The following is a 19,831-nucleotide window of genomic DNA, read 5'->3' on the forward strand; positions in this document are numbered from 1 at the left end:
AGCTTAAAAGAGTTTAGGGTATCGGTCTCTTATCTGTTTGTATTGGTCTTCGCTCAACTCTTCTTTGAACCATTCTTTTAGATTAAGCATTTTGCCTTTTTCTGTAGCAATTTTTCCAAAAAGGCGATTGTAATAGGCACGCCTACCAAAGCGGTCATACACAATCTTCATTTGTACCTCGTCTAAATTGCTCATTACCTCAAGAATCTTATTAAAATCAGTTCCTGCGTCCTTCATAGCATTATGCAAGTCTTGAGCGTACTGCGAAACCAGCTCTCTGTTATTGGCAAAATCAGCGATAAGAGCCTTGTACTCCTGCTCGGATATTCCGTTATAGTACTTCCCATATTTGCCATTGGGTACCTCTGATTCTTTATTTTTCTTGAGTAATAACGCCACAATAACGCTAAGTACTCCAGCACCACATATTCCCCATAGTATGTATTCTTTTTTCATAGTTGTTTGTTTTTAGAAAAAGGCGTTACCTACTTGTGCTCTGAGGGAAGCCAATTTTTCCCCACTGAACTGATCTTGTAACCATTGGCTTAAATCCATATCATTTTTATTCCCCATGGAAAAACTGGTGGCGGGGGTACGCTTGCCAAAAGCGTTATATATAGCCACATAGTTGTTGTGTCCCATACCTCTAAGGGCATTATATACATGGGTATAGTTGGCTCCCATACCATGCATGGCGCGATAGAGTGTTTCTGCTTTACTTTTGGCAAGCCCCGCACTGATAGAAGCAGGCTTTTGATTAGGATCATAGGACATTTTCCTAAAACGATGTTTCCAATAAAGGTTATAGAACAAAGTCCCACCAATGCCTAAAACACTCACCCCAAAGATGATAAGTCCTACATTGACGGCTGTTCTTGCCTTGCGCCCTGCGTATTCTATTGCTTCAGGGTGCTTGTCTAAGTATTTTCCTACAGAAGTAGCCGCTACGGTAGCTGCTACCCCACTAAGAGGTGTTTGTTTCTTTCGTGGCATGTTATACGAATTTTCTTAGGAGTTTCTCATTGGCTACGAACTTTTTACGAAATTTTTCGTTGGTAGCGATCTCATGGAAAAGTGCTAATGTCTTATCGTCCAAAAGTGCTATGGCTTGTAGCTTGGTTTGGCGCGCTTGTGCGTCTATCGGATTGGTACTGTTAATTTTTATTGTAATGTCCATTTTTATTCAGTTTTTAGGATTGCTTACTGACTAATTCGCTGAGTTCCTTATAGAACTCTTGCTTTTCAAAAATTAGGTGTAATACCTTGAGCATAAAGGCGTCCACCTCAGCAGAGGTTTGGGCGAAGGCTTGAAAAAGCGCTGTCTTTCCTTCGGGTAGTTGGGGGATCTCTCCTTCGGCCCCTTGTAGGCCTGCCGAGGGAGCACCCTTGAACAAGCCCCAAAGAGCAGGTAGGTTTTGCACAATCCCCAAGAGCATTTCATTATTACCCTTAGCTTTGGCTTCGCTAAACTTGTCCGCTAAGCGTTCTTCCTTGAGCGAGGCCATTTCTTGTTCTAATCTTTCGTTTTTCTCTTTCAGAAACTTATTCTCCGTTTCCAATCGGGCTTGGTCATGTGCTCGTACATGTAAGTCCATGATCTGAGGGAATCCTAACCCAGGCATACCCATAAGGCCTTGTTGTATAGGAGTGGTGGCAACCATAGGAGCAGGGGCAACTATAGGCGTAGGAGCGGCAACCTCTTCTTGTGCTTGCACTTCCTCCTTGGGGCTAAGGGTGAAACTCTTAGGCGTAGAAAAACTACGAGTTGTATTGCCTAGCTTGCGCCTTTCCTCCACAATGATCTGACGAATCCCCTGGCCAAGTAAGCCATTGAAGAACGCCTCTACACTACCATATTGCTCTTCCATACGTGCCGCTGATATGGAACGTACTAAGGGCTGCCCAGTTTCCTGATTGATCACCGTGAGTAGGACACTGGGGGAGCTTTTGAATCTGTTAATAATATCAATGAGTTCTTGTTTCATTCTATGTTACATTTTTGCAGGGCACGATAGTCCAAAATAGCTTCTCCATGTCCGTCCTCAAAGGTAATCTCAAAGTCTATATCGGTAGCCGTGCCGTCTCCGTCAAACTGGTAGTAATCTCCTTTCTCCAATGTCCTTTCTCTGAAAGACACCTTACTATTGGCTGCATTGTACAGCGTAAGTGAGGTAACTCCTTTCAGCAGAAAGGCCGTATCGGAGAAAATTTTTTGGGTAATCCATTTGGTTTTACGCATTTTCACAAGTATTAAAGCGTGTGTCTTCGTAGATCAGTATGAGCTGTCCTTTGAAATCTTTGCCAGTAACAGGCTCATCTGCGATAATCTCTAAGGTGTAAGTTTTGCCTTGTGTTTCGAAATCCACTGGCTTACAACCTGTAAAGTAACAACTCTCACGGGAACGATAGTTCTTGATGTGTTGCATTTTGGAAATGTAAGTTCCGTCATCGGCTTTTACTCCTACATTGGCCACAAAGTCTTCTCCCTTGTTGTGATATAGGAGCAAGCCAATCACACGCCCTGCTACAGGAGTGAAAAAAACATTGTTGCCCGTTTGGCCTACAGGGATTTTTATGTTATATACTTCTTCTTTGGTGTGCATGATCTTTCTTTTGTCAAGTTAAAAACAAATTATCAAAAAAGCCCTGCCTTACAAGGGCAAGGCTTTGACATTGATAATTATTAAGAGAAAAAAATTAGTTCGTAAAGAACTCAAACCCACGCAATTCTATACGTACAAATTGGGTTTGTGTTGCAGGCACACTAGCCCCTTGAGGGAATTGCCAAGAGATGTTGATTTCTTTTTCAGGAACAATTACAGGAGCGGAAGCAATGCTGCGGAAACCGTTATCTTCGCCTGAACCATTTTGTGCATACACTAAATCAGAAACAGGAAGGATTAGCAAATCTTCGTCCTGCGCAATCTTGATTTCGGAGTTCAAGATAGCCGCATGGGCTTCGCTTTTCCACTTAGCTTCTTGCAAAGAGGTTGCTGTATCCTCAGTGAGTACACGAATGCCATCAATAACGAAATAGCGTCCCTTATTGAGTTTGTTTGCGTCAAAGGAGGTTTCTCCCACGAGCTTTTTGGTATTGCTATCAATGAGCAATACCACAGAACTTTTCCCTTTTCCGTCAAAGGTGAGGTACTGAGTTCTATCCATTACTTTTGCATTGCGGGTATCTACCCCCATTGCGGTAAGAACGTGATTGGAACGTTCTAACTGAACTTGTCTGTTGTCCATTGTTTAAAATTTTAAATTTAAAATTAATACTTCATTAGGGCTTATACATAGGTTTCTCTTGGGGTGAAACCTGTAAGCGGATTACGGGCTTGTTTTTCTTCTACGATCTCCTCATAAGGAGTGTAGTAGCTATCCTCATAGACTGGGGTATAGTCAAACCATTCAGGTTCGCCAAGTCCTTCCGTTTCTTGGCAAGGGCAACCAAGGCCAAGGGCATGTTTTACGGTGTCTCCAGCCTTGCTGGTATCGGTAAACTCACGCGCTAAGGCTATTCCCTGCGCTCCTGCCATACCAATTAAGGCACCACGTACAGCTGTAGCAGCCGTATCATTTCCGTCTACACAAGCAAGTCCTACCAGAGCCACTGCTACAGCACCTCCTTTGACCAATTTACGCTTGGTTTCGTCCTTTTTGCTATCGGCAGAAGGTTTCTTTGTAAGCTCTGCCACGAGCAGGTTAGAGGCCGCTGCTCCAGCCACTGCGGAACCTCCCATGACAAGGGCTCCTGTCAGATTCTCTGTTTTGGGTTTCTTAAAATTCATATCAAACCTTTTTAGTATTAGAGGAGGCAAGACAATAACCTGCTACAAAAGCAAGGCCTACATGCCACCATTTTAATTTGTTATCTGTTGTTTGTTTTTCGGTTAAGTTGTTGTTATCACTTATAGGCACTTCTCTTATGTATATCACTTGGGGAGTGTCTTTTACGGCGGGTAGTTCTACTTGTTCTACTCGTTTTTGCGGTGTGGAACGAGGCATACATGGGTGCATAGTTTCTATTTTTTTAGTTATAAAACAGGTAATTTTTTGATCTTCACATCTGAAAACTTATCTATCCAAGGGGCAATATCTAAGTGATTGGTAGGTGCTTTCTGTTCGTAATAACGTGTCTTCTGTACTAAGGCATTGAACACTCGGCTATCGCCTGATAGGATTCCCAAATCGCTTTGTGTAACTTGAAACACATTATTGACAGCCTTGTTGAGAGGCTCCAATAGTTTAAGACCTTCGCGTATTTCCTCTTCGGTAATCACAGGTAGTTGTAACAGAGCGGTCTTTGGATAGGCAAAACGGCCTAATCGTTCTTGAAAGCTCCCCTGAGTGGTAAGCAGCTTGTTACGCCCAAAATAATCACATACGGGCGATTGCTTTACGCTCTTATCCACACTGGCAGGGACATTCACAGTCCAACCATTCATCACCAAAGGCTTAGCAAAGAAATTCCAAAGCCTTGCTATAACACATTCTTCAGAGAGTGTATAAAAATCCTTTTTGGAAAAGAAAAAGTAATTTTGGGCTGCTCCTGTTCGTTTTAGAGGCTGATTGGCTGCTATCTGTTGCCCATTTAGAACGAAATAGTGTGAAAATATTTCTCCTAATCGCTCTTGGCGAGTTTGGTAAGGATTGTCCTTTCCCACTCCCTGTTGTACCAATGCTTCGTCTTTTGTTTTTCCCCTATAATACACACATGTCTCTATTCGTGGAAAACGAATAGGGCTGCTGTTATCCAGCTTGATTTTCTTGGCAAACTTCATAGGAGCAATCATAAGACTGTTATTTCCTGTAAAGGGTTTAGCTCCATAGAAATCAACGAACTCAGGACGACTACCATAGGCGTAAAGTCTCCCTTTCTGAATCCTATGTAGGAAGGGATACAGTAGCGCATAGAGCAAAGCATGTCCTAAGTAACTACGTGTGTTTTTGGCATCTACAAAGCCCCTTGTGTAGGAGTTTGACCCTTGTCTATCAAAGAGGATTCCCCAGTAATAACCGTTGAAAAAAGCAAAAGAACTTATTTGGTTGGCTACCTTTTTGAGCAATATGGTTTCTGCTATAGGCTTAAAAGCATCGGCCTTGATCATAGCTTGTTCCACCGCAGGGGGGAGCTTGCCTGTTTGCTGAGCTTCTCGTGCAATAGCCTGCAAGTCACCAAACTTCTGACACTGCAAGAAAAAGGCATTGTTATAAGAGTTCATCGCGGTATGTACATTCTTGATTAACTCTTTTAGCCGTGGGGTAAATTCGTACTTAAGGTACTGAAAATCTCCTTGAAATTCTATATTAATGTTTGCCATTTTTCTTATCGTTTTCGTTAATTACATACAGGCCTGCCCCTGCCACTAAGAGCCAAATCCACCAAAGGCTTTTCTTTTTAGATTTCTTCTCTTGCACAGCAGGCTGTGTAGGTGCTGTCGGAGCCAATTGACTTTTTCCTTGGTTTGGCACTGTAGGTGTCGGCTGGCTTTTTGCTTGGTTCGGCACTGTGGGTGTCGGCTGGCTTTTTCCTTGGTTCGGCACTGTAGGTGTCTGCTGGCTTTTTCCTTGGTTCGGCACTGTGGGTGTCGGCTGGCTTTTTCCTTGGTTCGGCACTGTGGGTGTCGGCTGGCTTGGTGCACTTGGTTTAAGAACTTGTCCTCCTTGGGGCCTTGCGGGGGCAGGTGTATAAGGACTATAAGGATACTCATTAGTATAGCCATTGGGGTTTATCAAACCTCCATTCTGTGAGAATTGAGAGGGAGATTGCCCGTTAGGATCCGTAGGCGAAGGGAACAACTCCCTTTTGAGGTAGTTGAAATTATCGTCATAGTCATTGATATTCATACCCATAGCCTTAAAAGCCTCTATCACTTTAGGATTGGTACGCAATAGTTGCTGACAATCAGGGGCTACCGAACCTCTACCACGTGTGTTATACTTATCGTGGCGGCTTTTGGCCGCTTTAAGCAACTTGATTAGATCTTGTGGCTTGGCATTGTGATAAGGGTGTTCCTTCCTAAGAAAAGCACCCATCACCAAACTCATATTCAAGCACTGACTGTTTACAAAATTCTCTTCTGTCTTACTCGTTATCTTAGGGTTCCAAGGAGTGTCCCAGTTGTGTAGGTAAGCGGCCTTGTCATAAGCGTCAGCGGAGTTCAACCAGTTCATGGCATTGTAATAATCCGCTTCGTCAGAGGTGAGATAGCCCTCTAAGGCTAATGTTTTTATAATCGTTTCTCCAAACTTGAACATCTCCTTACGGCCTTTCTCATCGGCAAATTCTTTTTCAAAGAACGTAGCTTTAGGGCTTGCAGCGTCATTGAAATCAGAAAAGGTAAGCCCTGCCCCTATAAATTCTTTCTTACGCTTGAATTGTATGGCATAAAGTTCAAAGGTAATGTCCTTTCTTCGGTCTCTTCCTAGGCCTATAGGTTCAGGTCCTAGACCCATACTAAGATAATCTTCATCAAAAATGCCATCAGCCAAGGAAACATTTATCTTTGTCCAAGTAATATCATAAACCCTTTCGTAACTCTTTATCTTGCCTAAGAAGTTGTTTTTTAGGTCTCTTGTAAGCCGAGCTAACTGTTCTGTATTCTTTTTACTGGTATCACTTTTCCAGCTTTCAGCTGCTTCTTTGGCAAAGAAAGCCTCATAGATCGTAAGCCCCTTGAGTGCACTATTGATAATTGTCTGTACCAATTCGTCTTGGATAGCTGTAGCCGAAGCCATAGTGGCTAATCCTCCTGAGAACACAGGTTTGCCATTCTCCACCTTGCCTGTACGCTGTCCTAGGACACTTGCCTCGTAATAGTGGCTGATCTTGTCCCAGGCCTTGCCTGTTCGCTCTCCGTCCCAAGCGGCTTTATCCTTGAAAAGTCCTATATGAGAGGCCAATCCTATAATTGCTGCCACGCCCGCCAATATCCAGCCAACAGGGTTCCAAGCATTGGAAAGAGCCCCCATAGCTATAAGTCCTAGTATAACCCCCGAAAGTTTCTCATGAACCGAGAGGGAAAGCTGTGCGTGTTTTTGCAGGTTGCTTTCGTATTCCTCATAAGTCATGTTGATTACTGGGTCATAATTCGTGTTCGTAATCTCAGCGGCTCCGATAGGCCCTTGTAACTTTCCCTCCTCTGAGGTATCAGGAATAAGATAAGCTCCTTTCATAGGGTTTTACTTTTTGTTCATCATCATTACTACTACCAAAATACCTACTACAGCTACTCCTCCTATAACATAGATCATCGTATTGTCCTTGGATTTCCCATTAGGGTTAGACTGTTGAAGGTAATAAGGATTAGGATTTTGGTTTTGTTGATTTTGTTGCCTACGGACATCTTCCCGTTCTCGTTCTATTTGTTCCTGCTGCCTGCGTAGGTTATCCTGTAGCGCTTTCATCTCGGCTTGTGCTTGCTGTATCTGAGCGTCTGCAGCATTCCTTTTTCTTAGTTCTTGCAGCTCCGCCAACTTCCTTTCATACTCAAGTTTGATATTGGTATTATCTACAGAAGGGGAAGTACCTGGCACAGGATTAGGGCGATTATTGTTTCCATTGAAAATATCATAACCTTGTTTTCCTATTCTGGCAAGGTCTAAGAGGTCATTGGCGCCCTCTTTTACTCCGTCTACAATCCGTTTTGTTCTTGTATCTGAATAGGATTTTCCTGTCCCTGTTGTGCTACCAGCAGCAGCATTTCCGTCGGCTCGGTCTCCGAGTCCCTTGGATCGTCTAAAGTCATATAGCGCATTCTGTGCGCCGTTAAGTCCTATATGTTTCATAGCTGTTACTATTTCATCTGCTTTTTCGGAATATATGGCCTCACGTGTGGTGGATACTGTTCCGTCAATCACATAATAGCCTTTACGCAAATCATTGTCCTTTTGAGAAATAGGCACAATCAGATATACATGAGTATATTGGTCGGGGTAAGAGCTGTAAGGCTGCTTGATCTGCCGTACATAGCTGTTATATCCTAAAGCCTTGATAATTGCTCCTGCCAATATGGTATAGCTCTTGCAGTCAATCCCTATAAAGCGTTGTGCCCAGGAGCAAGCGGGGGAGCGTAATTGCTGTTCCTCGCTATCGGCCTTATATTGGAAATGATGATAAAGAAACTGATGTATATTCCTACAAGTAGCCTGTAAGGTGTCCCCCTTGAGGAGCTTCGCAATTCTGCGGCACTGAGTGTAATAGGTGTCAATAGCAATTACAATCTGTTTCACCGAAAAGAACGTATCGCCGTCCCCTAATTCGGTTCGCTTACAAGCTGCTTTGGGGAATATATCCGAGGGATAATCCGAGCGCACCTCGCGATAATGAACATTGTTTAGGGAAGCATACATAAATGATTTTAGTGTTACTTAATTTTTGAGCCACAAAGATAAAACAGCCCTCAAGGAAAAAGGCAGGATTAGGCACTTTCGGGCAGGATAGGGAAGTCTTGGGTAATCTTTGCGTTAATGTGTTGTTAATACACTAAGGAGAAGACATAAAAAAAGCCGCTTATGTAAGCGGCTTTTATTGTATTATAAAAATCAAAAAATAGATTCTATTACCTTTTTTCTTATTTCCTCAAAATAAGGTTTCTTTATATACCCCATTTTACGGACAATATCCCTTGTAGTATTCCCTGAAAGGATATGACTCTTTACATAGCTTTGTTTTGACAGCTTAAAGCTCAACATCTCATCAGAGAGCGGGTAACTAAATTCTTCATTGTAGTTCTTGGACGAAATCAGTACCAAGTAAATACACCCCTCTTCTATTTCTTGAAGATGATTATTGGAAATAATCAAAGCAGGGTGTGGTTTAAATTCTCCATTAGGTAAGAAAAAATTGACCTCTACAATATCTCCTTGTTGGTATTTCATAGTTAGTCCAAATATTTAGCGATGATACGTGATTGATTAATACGAGCATTATAGAAGAAAACCTTGTTTTCTAATTCGTCCTCTAAAGATAGTTGGTAACGCTTGAGTGCCTTTATAAAATGCAGTGCTACAGGCTTAAATTCGTCTTCATCTATCTCTTGTAGGAGTATTTCAATCTTCAGAAGGTGGGAAAGAAGCTCTTGGGCAAAAGCAATCTCCATTTGAAGTTCTTCTGTAGTGAGTTCCTTTCGTTGTTTCTCGGATCTCTTTAGGATCTCAATTGAATTTTTAATCTGTGGAATAGCATATCTGATATAGGTGTTCCAAGTAAAATCACGAAGAGAAAAATTACTGATAGCTCCAAAAACATCAAAAAAATTATTCTTTAGTGTAAGAATCATAGCTTTCCTTTTTGAGGAGCAAAGGTACAAAAATTATACCAAATAAAAAACCTCCCCCGCGTATTCGGTGCGGAGGAGGAAAAAATTCAAAAAAAAATTGCCTGAGTTTATATGTTCCTATACCAAAAGGTATAGATGAGCCAGCCAAAGAGGTAATAACGAGTTTCAGTATATCGCAGCTCTCCAGCTATATCTAAGTGATAGTATTTTACTGTCTTCATCGTTTAGTTTTTTAAAGGTACAACAACAAATTCATCACCTGCTAAGGCGTTTAGAAGTTCTTCCTTGGAGGAAAAAAGCTCTTTTTCATCAACATTAAAGGCTGCAAAATACTTATCTCTAACCAAATAACGGGTTTCAAAATGATCTATTCCTCCTCGATCAGATACTGTGAGGTATATTTCCTTTATCTCAACTTCTTCTATTACTCCCAATTGTGCAAAAAACACACGTTGTCCTACAAAATATAATGTTCTCAAGTCCATAGCTTTACAATTTAGAGTTAGTGAAATAGGGATTAAGCACCTCAGAAAGGCTATTGAGGTGATCGTATGCCAGTAGTACATCATCGGAAAGCTCTCCGGAGGCTATTTCGCAATAGCGCAAGTGCAGGCGGGTAGTTTCGTAGATCAGCATACGCATATAGCGGGTAAATTCAGGTACGCTGATTTCCTTTGTGAAGAACTCATTGACCGCTTCCACGTCAAAACAGTAAGTGCTGGGGCTACTATTATTCACCACAGCGGGGTTGGTTTCTTGTTGGAACATAGTATATAAAAATAAGGTATCCGTGAGTGGGTGTTGTTCCAACAAGAGCTTACGCATTTGTTTGTATAGCATTACTGCTATACGACACCTTCACGGATATATCGTAAAAAATATATTTGCAACTTTAAACAAGTGTTGCTCTTGTTGGAACGATGCAAAGGTACAACTAATTTTGGAATAAACAAGGGAAAAACAAAAAAACTTTCACGTGAGGGGTGAAAGTTTTTGTAAAATATTGTGTATGAATGATTTATTCTTCTTCTGAAAAGTTGTAAGCAGGTAGTATAAAAGGAGGGATACCCGCATTGATAGAAAATGTAGAGATAAAAGAGCGCACAAAGGGAAATGCTATGGCTAAAGAATTTACTCTTACAAGTTCAGAGGTCTTAAATTCTTCATCAATAGTTTCTTCTGTACTAAAAATAGTTACAAATTGTAAGCTCAAATCAAACAAACTATTTTCAAATTTTCCATCAAACATAACCATATACTTCTTGTCTTGCTCTTCATCAAAATTTACATAGGGAGAAATAGCAATTTTTGTCTCTAATATAGGTTCATCACTATGCTTACGCTTAAAGGAAAGGTTTTGTACAAAAGTTCCTTCTAAAGATATTTTGGGTTGTCGCTTCATAATTTACGCTGCTTTTATAGTATTTTTAAATTCTACTTGTGTATTATTGTAGTTATAAGTATAATTTACTTCTTGGGCACAAGTAATAGCCTTAGCATTAGGAAAGTTATCTGCTAAAAGTATTGAATTTGAATTATTGAAAAAGACAGGTTTAGAAGCTGTATTATTTGTAATAACTGTATCAGAAAAGCAAATTTTTCCCTTCATCAAGTCCAAAAATTCGCCTACAGTTAGCTCATTTTCATCTTGTGGCTCAGCTTCTATATCTACAAGAAGTTTTAAAAATTCTTCTCTGTCTATATTTTTTAAACTTTCTTTGAAAGCCTGTAAATGATTATTATGTGTCATAACTGTATATTTTTCTTGAACCAAAATCTATTTTATTTTTAAAAAAGTAAAAATAAACACCTCCTAAGTAGGTAAAATTGTCTTTAACTGAGGTAAATTTAAATGCTTCTTGTCTTTTTCTTGAAGAAAACTCATCTTTGACCTTTATTGTTTTGTAGTTAAAAGTGATTTTGCTTCTGTATATTACCTCAAAGATCTTACTTAAAGGTAATTTCCTCAGATTTACACCAAACTCTGTTTGTATATTTTTTATCATTTCAAAAAGCGCTTTCTGCCCATCTCTTTCATTTAAGTTTAAAATATCTACCTCTTCTATATCACATTCAAACTCCACAACAAAGAAAGAGTTTTTATAATGAACTTCTCCCCAGTGCTTTGCTTGTTCTATATCATCTTCCCAAAGATAATATCCAGTACCTAAGAATTGATATTTTCTATTTTGTGGGTTATCCTTAGCCAAAAAAGGAGCGTTTTCTCTTACAAAATCCTCTCCATTTTCTCGGCTACAAGTATGATGTAACACCACTTTTTTCATATTTGATCAAACAAAGCTATTATATTTTGGGGACAAAGATACAAATTATTTTCCATATCACAATACAAAAACTGTACCAAAGCGCAATAGTTGTTAATAGCTATTGCAATAGGGGTTAATAGTTATTAGAATAAGGAAGGGTCTTCGGCAATAGCTTTCTTATCTATTGTTTTAAGTAATCTCCCAAGTCTTTTGTTTTCTTGCTTTAGTTCTAACATTCTTAGATAGTTATCATTTTTTTGTAATTCTTTTTCTATCCGATTTATCTCTAAGAGAGTATCCGATTGATTTTTCAGTATTTTCTTTCTTCCTATAATAGCTCCATTAAAGTAATTGAATAGAATATCATAACACTTAATACGATATTGCTTTAGCTCTTCCGATTTTGACCGCAAGGAAAAAATCCAACCATAAATAAATTTTTCAGGAAGGCAAACCATTTTTCTTTTCTTGTCATCTGCACCAACCATTGTCTGTTCAGACAATAGTTGAGAAAGTAATTCGTCTTTTGTAAGGTTTTTGTAAGCTCTGATGTAATCAACATTTAGTGCTTCACATATAGGCTTGATAGCTATCCAATATTCATTTTGATTTTCTTTAAAATAGATAGCCTTTCCATTGAATGATAAAAAATATTCTTGTTTCATTGATTTACACTTTTAGGTTTCTTGTCTTTATCTCGTTTTGGAGTTCCTCCGAGAGGGTGTAGCCATTGGGCAAGCCGTAGAGTTCAACAAAGGTCAGGAACTCCTGACGGCTTACGTTCTTACAGTAGGCATTGGCTTTGGGTCTGTACTGCTGGATAATATCGTTGATATAGGCGCGTATGTTCTTCTCACTGTACTGGGAGAGGTACAGGGAGAAGAGATCCTTTTTGGTTTTTATGGGTTTGAGAATTTTCATTTAGTTTTGTTGTTTTGAGCGTGCAAGTTAGTCATTTTCTGATAGATATGCAAACAAATCTCATAAATTTTTAGCTGAGCTTCCTCCTGTGTATAGGTTTTTGATCCTTTGATTTCCTCCCTTCCTGGCTCCGAAACTACAATCCTTACAAAGGGGATTCTGTACCCTATAGCTTCGGCACTCACACGATACCCATTTTTACAACAAAAGCGGTGCGCCTCAAGGTAAAGGGATATATTCTTGTTAAACTCATCTTTACTTAGTATATTGGTTAAATATTTCGGGGTTATCGTACCTATTGCCAATGATCTCAATATCATTCTTAAAACGCTCCCACCAACTGAAAGAGAACTGATATAGATTGTATAGAAAAGGGTCGCTCCAATCCTCCAAATGAGCCAAGCAAAAGCCCATTACGTCCTCGTTGTAGCATACCAAGCGCATTTTGTACCCCTCAGATAGATTGACTTTCAGAAAATCCCCCTCGTAGATCTCGGCCCCATGGCAGTCATGTAGGCCTGTGAACTGGGTGAGGGTGTCCCTATCAATCTCTGCAATATCAAAGACAGAGACAGGAACTAAAGGAGCTAAGTTATATATCCACGCTCCTTTTTTGGTTTTAGCACGGAATTTTATGGTTTTCATATTCTATATTTTTTCTAAATTGTTTATATTTACTACAACTGTAGATCCACAAACTTCCACATTGTAACTTAGAGATTCATAACTAATGTAAGCAATACTAATAATTATACCTTCCTTATTCAGATTGATTATTCTTACTTTATCGCCTCTCTTAAAGTAAATTTCTTTATCTTTTTTTTTCATTGTTCTATAAATTTTAATCGTTTAGCAATCATTGTTACTATATCAACGGTTACGGCATTACCTATGAGCTTATAGCGTTGTGTCTTAGAAATAGGTTTTATTGTGCCGTTGTAATCGCCATATTGTGTCCAGTTGTCGGGGAACCCTTGTAGGCGTTCACATTCTATTTCTGTCAATCTACGTACTCCATCAAGTAAGTTATTTTCTTGAAAAGCATTACTCGATATAGTAGGGCAGATTTTGAGGTTTGCACCTTTATTTTTACCTTGCGAACGTTGCTTTATAATAAAGTCAGAATTGTGTCTTGTTAGAGCGGGGCTTATTCCTTTTTCGTCAAAAACTCTATTTTGTTGATAGGGCTGCCTGCCATTGGATTCAGTAGAAGGGTTTATCTGTATAATAGTCATATCTGAGTGCAATCCTCCTGAGTGTCCTCCACCTGTGAGTGTGGCTGCAACTTTGGGGATTATATAAGTATCATTGCTCCCCATCTTGGAGTAGCGGGCAGTTATTGTTCGTGCAAGTGAAGTTTTGATACTTGTACTTTTCCTATTTTCTTTCCTTGTCTTTCCCTTAGGTAATTTATCATTCTCTCCGATAGGAAATACTCCTGGGACACTTTTTTCTCTAAGATGTCCGATAAGGTAAATCCGCTCTCTATTCTGGGGTAAAAGCCACTTTGTATTAAGCAATTGAAATTCAAGTCTATAACCCCCAATGTTGGCAAATTCTTGGAGAATTGCCCAAAAGTCTGCGCCAGCATTTGAGGAGAATGTTCCTTTAACATTTTCCCAGATAAAAATACTTGGTCGGACGTGAGCAATGAGGGCAATTGCCTGTGCGATAAGGCTACTTTTGTTTCCTTTAAGTCCAGCGCGCTTTCCAGCAAGGCTGAAATCTTGGCAAGGCGATCCGAATGTGATAATGTCTGCTCCTGCAATATCTGCGGACTGAATAGCGGTAATATCTCCGAGGTTTTTTGCATTTGGAAAATTGTATTTATAGTTAGCAATAGCGTTTTTGTCGATCTCACTAAAATAGTGCTCTGTGAATTGGTAACCTGCCTTCTGAAAGCCCAGAGCAAAGCCCCCAATTCCGCTAAAAAGGTCAATAATTTTCATACTTAAAAATCTATTTCTTGACTTAGGTTATCGGTTATATGCGGGGCGGGAGAGGGCGAAGGTTGCGTTGGCTCTTCTATGACGGGTATATCCCCCAGCTGCTTAGTATCTATATAGAAATGCTCTAAGGAATTGCCATTTTCAGTTTTGCGCTTAGCCTTCTGTAACTCCCATTTATGGATATTACAATACTCTTGTAACTTCTTATACACTTGGAAAGGAGTGTATTTGTTGCCCAGCTCACCGATTGCCTCTCGGACAAATTCAGGCTTGTTTATCCAGTGATTGAGTTTTGCCTCATCGGCGAAATAATCATTGAAGAAATTCAAGCAATTATCCCCAATAGAGAGCAATGCACGTCTGTTCTGCAAGGCTTCTAAAGGTGCCATGATAGGCTGGTCGCACGATAGGTAAAACTGTAAGCAGTTGAACAGAAAATTATAATCGGCATTCCACTCCTCCGCACTGTAATCACTATTCATTATATCACGCCCGCCAAAGTCATCGGAAATCTTTCGTGAAAAGAGGTAATCATTCTTAGGGGTTTTGGCGTGGTAATAGTCTCCATTTTGGTAAAACAACAAGCGGCGAACCAAGGAACTTTCCTCAAAATCGGGAACATAGTTGGTTGTAGCTGCCATTTTCGGGCTTCGCTCAAAGGGAATGTAATAGATCTTTCCTCCCTTGTGGTTGGCTTCAAAGTCCCCCGTTACTTTGTTGTAGAAATCTCGGAAATCCTGATTGAAATTCATATCGTCCAAGAAAACCAAACGTGTTTTTTCTGTTACCTTATCGTAAGGGAACTTGTTATTGCCGAGTGTTTTCCCGTCAATGTATTTACTATTTAGCATTTTGCGAATGCCATTGACCAAAAAAGACTTTCCCGTACCTCCATAGGATCCCTTTACGCTGTTTCCTCCCTTGTAGTCAGTGCCTATTACGATAAAGCTCTCTGATTCTCGCTTGTGCTGGTGTAGCATATAGCCCACACAGTAGATTTTATTCATCAGGTGCAATTCCTGTTCGTAGTTTTCTGCTTCGCTAAGGTTTTCGCTGGCTATTCCAAAAGGGTTTAAGTCCTTATGCGCTTCGTTAGCATCTTTCTCCCAATAGATACGGCTGGAATTAATCAATACTTTGAAATAATTGCTATCCTTATTCAGTATCTTGATACGTGTACGTCCCTGCTCATCGGTATATTTTTCAAAAAAGGGCGTTAGTAAGGATATGTTATGGTTGATGATCTCATCTTTCCAAAATTGCACCTTGAGCGCTCCCGAATACTTGTAGGAAGCAATGCTATCCTTTTGTATCTTTATAGCCTCGTTGGCGAAGAAATACCACTGATACGAACGCCCGTAGTTAGTAATGTCTTTGTCAAATATAGGAAGCATTTTAAGGTGTGAAGGTTGGAAAGCTGCTGCCGAAAACACTCGGTTGCGTACCTGCTCATTATATACCTTGTTGTCAATCCATTCCAATACATATTTCTTAATAGCTGTACTGAGTATTTTTTCTAATTTGCCCTGCTTGAGGCTGACAAATTCGCATTCGTCCTCCTTTTGCTCAGAATAGTTGGAAGCAAAGGTATAAAAGCCCTTGAGGTGCAGAAAGTGAATGATTTTAGTAGGATTGAACTGTACAGTACCCTTGTCAGAGAACGTCCAAAAACGGAAGTTTAGCGCCTGATGGAGCATTTTGGCGAAGATAGCTTGAAGAATCTCCTTACCTGCATTCTTCTCACGGCGCAACCAGTCGGCAAAGTCTTTTTTCTTGGAATATTTCAGATCCTTGGGCAGCCAAACCAGCTTTATATCTAAGAAGCTATCGGCTATCTGTACCGCTTGCTTAACGCCTGTTTCGTCCAAATCGGGTATGTAATAGATATTTTTGGCTATTTGGGAAAGCTCGTAATACTCTTGGCTATTGATTACCTCCGTTTCGGAGTTGAACCAAATCACATCATACCCCAGTGAGGCAATATTAATGCCGTCCGTGCCTCCTGTAGCGATGATTACTGTTTCCAACTTTAGTTTGTCCAATTGAGCCAAAAGATCCTTTTTCGTCTCACTATTTCTTACTGTTTTCAGATCCTTGATAACGTGCTGTATGGTCTCATATTCCACCTTTTCAAAGAGCCGATCCCAGCCATATATGATACGTTTGCCGCTTTTATCCCCAACAAACGAATGTTTGTGTATAAAAGCGTCTCCTTTAGGGGCATAAGGTTGGTATATCTTTACATAATCCCCCTTGTCATAACCAAAAATAGGAAAATCAGCATTGGCAATAGTTGTTTTTTTGTATTTGTTACCCTTTTCATTCACTCCAACAGTCTGGTAGCTCTCTATTTCCTTAAAAACATATTCCTTTAAAAGCTCCTCTGTATAGAAAGGGAACAAGCGTTGTAGTAGTTTCTTGTTTTTGTAAGAAGAAGAAAAATTGACTTTCCAAAAACCTTCGTCCTCCTCCACATTAGAGGAAAATTCCACCGTGGGAGTTACCTTATTACCCTCAGGAAGTGGCACCCCATATTGGCTACATAGTTTTTTCAGGGCTTCCCAAAAGGTACAATGATCACGTTTTACGACGTAATCAATCGCATTCATACCTTTATTTTCTACCCCGAAATCTGTAAAGGTATAAGGGGCAGGGCCTTTATCACTTGTTTTTTGGTTAATATGGCAGGAACCAGTTTTATCCTCAGTACGTACGGCAAAACCTTTGAGGCGTCCACGATTGCGCGCTATTTCAGAGGCAAATTCGTCTTCAAAAAACTGACGGCCGTAATCGGTTGCATTCCAAAGTTCCTGCTTAAGTTGTTCTAAGTTGATGTCCATTGCTACCCGTTTTTATTAGCCACTGAAAAAGAAAGCCGTGTCTATATTGCGCAGAAGAACACGGCTTTTCAGTAGCTAATGGATTAGTGTTTATTGCAAAATATATTTATAAAATCATCTATGAAAAAAGCGGCCTTCACCAGTTGTTGAAACTTAAAATAACGCTCCAAGTAAGACAGCTCGTAAGAGAGGTAACACAGCTTGCATTCTCCTAAGAGATCTATACGCCACTCATTAGGCATAGCCTTGTCCAAGAGGTTAAAGACTTGATACGAATCGAAGAAGAAAGAAAAGCATACTTTCCCCTGCTCCACACGGTAAGTAACATAGGTGATTCCCTCTGTTGTGGTGAGTATTTCCACCAATTCGTTTATATGTTGTTCCATAATTAACAGCGTTCAATATTGATTAAATCATTGATAGGTTTCTTCAACAGTTTTTTTAAAGCCAACAAAGTGGAATAATGTGTCAACATATCACTATCACGATATAGCCAACCATAAATTGCTTTAGGCGTTACATTCAGCTCTGTAGATAGTTTGCCTACGTGGTTTTTCTTTACCTCCTCTTTTATATCTTCTCTTAGGCTAATTCTCATTTTGGTACTTATTTTGATACTCATTTACAGGTGCAAATTTACGAATAATATTTCAATATGCAATATAAAATATTATTTTTTGAAATAAAATATCTTTTTTAAATATATATTATTGAAAATTAATTACTTAAATTTGTCTATTATGATTACTAAAGAGAAAATATTAGAGAATATCTCAAAAATTCGTGTAAATAAGAAGATTACACAGAAAAGTATTGCTGAATTTTTAGAGATAGAACAGGGAAGTTATAGTCTCTTAGAGAGAGGTGAGAGAGATTTAACTATTGACAGATTATTGCAAATAGCTATTTTTTTTAAAATGGATATAGTGGATATTATAACATATCCCAATAAGGGATCGTATAATAAAGAAAACGAAGAAGATATAAAAGCCATTTTGCAAATAGAACTCAAAAAAGATAAGAAAGATCAAGTAATGAAACTTATCTTTGGGGATAACAGCTTAGAGATATTAAACAATTAATTATGAAGAAGGGAACTATAAGTATAATCTTATCAATAATAGCTATTATTACTTGTATTATTAACTTTTTTGTGTTTAATATAAGGGTTGCTCCCTATGAGTTTGATGTATATGGAGCATTAGTTGGTATTTTAGGTATATTAGTTACGTTTTTACTGGGCTGGCAAATATTTAGTGTATTTCAGATGAAAAAGGAAATAGACAAACTAAAAAAAACATATACAAAATTAGAAAAACTTAGAGAAGATATTAAAGAACATACAAATCAGATGGATAATGATATCAAGAATTCTGGATATATATTAGGTTTTGAGTTGTATAGTACAATATTAGCTGATCATTATTTGAAAAATAGTGGAAGGTTTTCATTTTTTAGTGAGTTCAAAAATCTAATATTATGCCTATTATATGCCAATAATGTTCCTTCTCCTCTTTATGAAGAGAAAGCAAAACCTTTAGTAAATACATATTTACCTTTATTGATTGATTTTTGTATAAATAACAGATATGAAATAGATAATTTAGATGATTTGACAAAGGAACAGTTATTGGAAAGAATTGATATATCCACAGAAGAAAATAAAAGAATAGATTTTTCCTTTCTGATAGCTACCTTGAAGGGAACTATATAAAAGCTAATAAAAACAGAAAAAAATAACGAATAGTATTTCCTATGTTATTAATATTTAGTATTTTTGCTGTGTAATACTAAATATTTAAGTTATGTTTTTATCAAGTACATTATCCTTTTTGGATAGCTTTTCTATAGTTTCAGCAACAGTGGGAGTATCCCTAATAGTATCTTTTGAGTATTATAAAAGAAAAAGACTAAGCTATGAGGATAAAGAGGTTATAAAAAAATTATTACAAACCCTTGATGTAAATAATTTTCAAGAAAACATCTATCAACAAAACGCTTGGTATGGTTATTCCTTGGAATCTATACAGAAAACAACAAGTTTTGTAAAGGAATCTGAAAGGATAAGTAATTTCATTGCGCAAAAGAAGTCTCGTAGAAGTGTAGAGAAGATAAGAACGCTTTTGAAAGAATTTAACCAATTGGTTATAGAGAAGATGAATACAAAACGTACTTCCTATATATTGCCCAAGGAACCAGACAAGTATTCACAAAGCGAAGCGACCGCAATAGTCCTTAATGAGAAGACAAAGAAGATATTTCAGGAGCTGGAAAAGTTTGTATTCTATATAAAGAAGGAACACCAGCTTATTTTTTAGAAACCAAGGCAATAAAATTTGGTTTCCAAAGTTTCCAAAGTCAAATAGTCGGAAATTTTTGGAAACCATTTTTGGAAACCACTTTACCCCCTTTTATTATACCCTTTTCTCTCTTTATAATATATTGATATATAATAATATAGAGAGAAAGAATAAAGATAGCAAACACGCCCTTTTCGCTTTGGTTTCCAAAGTTTCCAAAAATATTAGAAGTTTGAAGGGGGTGTATAGGGGAAGCGAGGGGCTGCGCCAAAG

The 19,831-nt window shown here is 38.8% G+C and carries 31 protein-coding genes; 3 read left to right on the forward strand and 28 right to left on the reverse strand.

The window, feature by feature from the left end; all coding sequences use genetic code 11:
- Positions 1-3: 3 nt before the first annotated feature.
- The 28 genes from Q0625_RS11105 to Q0625_RS11240 all read right to left on the reverse strand — a co-directional run bounded on the left by Q0625_RS11105 (position 4) and on the right by Q0625_RS11240 (position 17,880).
- Positions 4-456, reverse strand: coding sequence for a hypothetical protein (locus tag Q0625_RS11105; RefSeq protein ID WP_298827197.1), 453 nt, complete (start codon positions 454-456; stop codon positions 4-6).
- Between the two features lie 12 nt (positions 457-468).
- A complete protein-coding gene (locus Q0625_RS11110; protein ID WP_298827200.1) occupies positions 469-993 on the reverse strand; it encodes a hypothetical protein in 525 nt (174 codons plus the stop codon).
- 1 nt (position 994) lies between these two features.
- Positions 995-1,177, reverse strand: coding sequence for a hypothetical protein (locus Q0625_RS11115; protein WP_297972408.1), 183 nt, complete (start codon positions 1,175-1,177; stop codon positions 995-997).
- Positions 1,178-1,190: 13 nt separating this feature from the next.
- Positions 1,191-1,985, reverse strand: coding sequence for a hypothetical protein (locus tag Q0625_RS11120; protein WP_298827204.1), 795 nt, complete (start codon positions 1,983-1,985; stop codon positions 1,191-1,193).
- Positions 1,982-2,239 carry a hypothetical protein gene (locus Q0625_RS11125; RefSeq protein WP_298827207.1) on the reverse strand — a complete coding sequence of 86 codons (258 nt, stop codon included), beginning with the start codon at positions 2,237-2,239 and terminating at the stop codon, positions 1,982-1,984. Before Q0625_RS11125 ends, Q0625_RS11120 begins: the two co-directional genes overlap by 4 nt.
- The gene (locus Q0625_RS11130) at positions 2,232-2,603 is read right to left on the reverse strand and encodes a hypothetical protein (protein ID WP_298827209.1); all 372 of its coding nucleotides are present in this window, start codon (positions 2,601-2,603) and stop codon (positions 2,232-2,234) included. The genes Q0625_RS11125 and Q0625_RS11130 overlap by 8 nt, the downstream gene beginning before the upstream one ends.
- Before the next feature lie 94 nt (positions 2,604-2,697).
- Positions 2,698-3,246 (reverse strand): hypothetical protein, encoded by a 549-nt coding sequence (locus Q0625_RS11135; protein WP_298827212.1) that lies wholly within the window; start codon positions 3,244-3,246, stop codon positions 2,698-2,700.
- 41 nt (positions 3,247-3,287) lie between these two features.
- Positions 3,288-3,788 (reverse strand): hypothetical protein, encoded by a 501-nt coding sequence (locus Q0625_RS11140; RefSeq protein WP_298827216.1) that lies wholly within the window; start codon positions 3,786-3,788, stop codon positions 3,288-3,290.
- Position 3,789: 1 nt separating this feature from the next.
- Positions 3,790-4,017 (reverse strand): hypothetical protein, encoded by a 228-nt coding sequence (locus Q0625_RS11145; protein ID WP_297970870.1) that lies wholly within the window; start codon positions 4,015-4,017, stop codon positions 3,790-3,792.
- Between the two features lie 17 nt (positions 4,018-4,034).
- A complete protein-coding gene (locus tag Q0625_RS11150) occupies positions 4,035-5,321 on the reverse strand; it encodes a hypothetical protein (RefSeq protein WP_298827219.1) in 1,287 nt (428 codons plus the stop codon).
- On the reverse strand, positions 5,308-7,176 hold the full coding sequence (locus tag Q0625_RS11155; RefSeq protein WP_298827222.1) for a hypothetical protein: 1,869 nt from the start codon (positions 7,174-7,176) through the stop codon (positions 5,308-5,310). Before Q0625_RS11155 ends, Q0625_RS11150 begins: the two co-directional genes overlap by 14 nt.
- A gap of 6 nt (positions 7,177-7,182) precedes the next feature.
- Positions 7,183-8,352 (reverse strand): hypothetical protein, encoded by a 1,170-nt coding sequence (locus Q0625_RS11160; RefSeq protein ID WP_298827225.1) that lies wholly within the window; start codon positions 8,350-8,352, stop codon positions 7,183-7,185.
- A 192-nt stretch (positions 8,353-8,544) separates the two neighbouring features.
- Positions 8,545-8,880: a type II toxin-antitoxin system PemK/MazF family toxin gene (locus tag Q0625_RS11165; protein WP_297974784.1), complete on the reverse strand. Its 336-nt coding sequence runs from the start codon at positions 8,878-8,880 to the stop codon at positions 8,545-8,547.
- Positions 8,881-8,882: 2 nt separating this feature from the next.
- Positions 8,883-9,281: a hypothetical protein gene (locus Q0625_RS11170; protein ID WP_297974787.1), complete on the reverse strand. Its 399-nt coding sequence runs from the start codon at positions 9,279-9,281 to the stop codon at positions 8,883-8,885.
- Positions 9,282-9,505: 224 nt separating this feature from the next.
- On the reverse strand, positions 9,506-9,766 hold the full coding sequence (locus Q0625_RS11175; protein ID WP_298827229.1) for a hypothetical protein: 261 nt from the start codon (positions 9,764-9,766) through the stop codon (positions 9,506-9,508).
- 4 nt (positions 9,767-9,770) lie between these two features.
- Entirely contained in the window at positions 9,771-10,106 is a 336-nt protein-coding gene (locus tag Q0625_RS11180) for a hypothetical protein (RefSeq protein WP_298827232.1), read from the reverse strand.
- 193 nt (positions 10,107-10,299) lie between these two features.
- Positions 10,300-10,683, reverse strand: coding sequence for a protein-export chaperone SecB (locus Q0625_RS11185; RefSeq protein WP_298827235.1), 384 nt, complete (start codon positions 10,681-10,683; stop codon positions 10,300-10,302).
- A 3-nt stretch (positions 10,684-10,686) separates the two neighbouring features.
- Complete coding sequence (locus Q0625_RS11190; protein ID WP_298827238.1) at positions 10,687-11,031, reverse strand: hypothetical protein; 345 nt, start codon at positions 11,029-11,031, stop codon at positions 10,687-10,689.
- Positions 11,021-11,566: a hypothetical protein gene (locus tag Q0625_RS11195; RefSeq protein WP_298827241.1), complete on the reverse strand. Its 546-nt coding sequence runs from the start codon at positions 11,564-11,566 to the stop codon at positions 11,021-11,023. Before Q0625_RS11195 ends, Q0625_RS11190 begins: the two co-directional genes overlap by 11 nt.
- Positions 11,567-11,691: 125 nt before the next feature.
- The gene (locus Q0625_RS11200) at positions 11,692-12,213 is read right to left on the reverse strand and encodes a phage antirepressor N-terminal domain-containing protein (protein ID WP_298827244.1); all 522 of its coding nucleotides are present in this window, start codon (positions 12,211-12,213) and stop codon (positions 11,692-11,694) included.
- Between the two features lie 4 nt (positions 12,214-12,217).
- Positions 12,218-12,469, reverse strand: a complete 252-nt coding sequence (locus Q0625_RS11205) for a hypothetical protein (protein WP_002666558.1) — start codon at positions 12,467-12,469, stop codon at positions 12,218-12,220.
- On the reverse strand, positions 12,466-12,654 hold the full coding sequence (locus tag Q0625_RS11210; RefSeq protein ID WP_298827247.1) for a hypothetical protein: 189 nt from the start codon (positions 12,652-12,654) through the stop codon (positions 12,466-12,468). Before Q0625_RS11210 ends, Q0625_RS11205 begins: the two co-directional genes overlap by 4 nt.
- Before the next feature lie 70 nt (positions 12,655-12,724).
- A complete protein-coding gene (locus Q0625_RS11215; RefSeq protein WP_298827250.1) occupies positions 12,725-13,114 on the reverse strand; it encodes a YopX family protein in 390 nt (129 codons plus the stop codon).
- A gap of 3 nt (positions 13,115-13,117) precedes the next feature.
- Positions 13,118-13,297: a hypothetical protein gene (locus Q0625_RS11220; RefSeq protein WP_298827255.1), complete on the reverse strand. Its 180-nt coding sequence runs from the start codon at positions 13,295-13,297 to the stop codon at positions 13,118-13,120.
- Complete coding sequence (dcm, locus tag Q0625_RS11225; RefSeq protein WP_298827258.1) at positions 13,294-14,418, reverse strand: DNA (cytosine-5-)-methyltransferase; 1,125 nt, start codon at positions 14,416-14,418, stop codon at positions 13,294-13,296. The genes Q0625_RS11220 and dcm overlap by 4 nt, the downstream gene beginning before the upstream one ends.
- A 2-nt stretch (positions 14,419-14,420) precedes the next feature.
- Positions 14,421-17,258 (reverse strand): hypothetical protein, encoded by a 2,838-nt coding sequence (locus Q0625_RS11230; RefSeq protein WP_298827261.1) that lies wholly within the window; start codon positions 17,256-17,258, stop codon positions 14,421-14,423.
- An 83-nt stretch (positions 17,259-17,341) separates the two neighbouring features.
- Entirely contained in the window at positions 17,342-17,644 is a 303-nt protein-coding gene (locus Q0625_RS11235) for a hypothetical protein (protein ID WP_298827264.1), read from the reverse strand.
- 2 nt (positions 17,645-17,646) lie between these two features.
- Positions 17,647-17,880, reverse strand: coding sequence for a hypothetical protein (locus tag Q0625_RS11240; RefSeq protein ID WP_021627555.1), 234 nt, complete (start codon positions 17,878-17,880; stop codon positions 17,647-17,649).
- Positions 17,881-17,998: 118 nt separating this feature from the next.
- On the opposite strand from Q0625_RS11240, the gene Q0625_RS11245 reads away from it, so the two are divergent.
- The 3 genes from Q0625_RS11245 to Q0625_RS11255 all read left to right on the forward strand — a co-directional run bounded on the left by Q0625_RS11245 (position 17,999) and on the right by Q0625_RS11255 (position 19,576).
- Positions 17,999-18,340 carry a helix-turn-helix transcriptional regulator gene (locus tag Q0625_RS11245; protein WP_021627554.1) on the forward strand — a complete coding sequence of 114 codons (342 nt, stop codon included), beginning with the start codon at positions 17,999-18,001 and terminating at the stop codon, positions 18,338-18,340.
- Positions 18,341-18,342: 2 nt separating this feature from the next.
- Positions 18,343-18,972, forward strand: coding sequence for a hypothetical protein (locus Q0625_RS11250; protein WP_021627553.1), 630 nt, complete (start codon positions 18,343-18,345; stop codon positions 18,970-18,972).
- Positions 18,973-19,063: 91 nt separating this feature from the next.
- Entirely contained in the window at positions 19,064-19,576 is a 513-nt protein-coding gene (locus Q0625_RS11255) for a hypothetical protein (RefSeq protein WP_298827269.1), read from the forward strand.
- Positions 19,577-19,831 lie beyond the last annotated feature (255 nt).

It is taken from the genome of uncultured Capnocytophaga sp. (genome assembly GCF_938029845.1).
GTDB lineage: Bacteria > Bacteroidota > Bacteroidia > Flavobacteriales > Flavobacteriaceae > Capnocytophaga.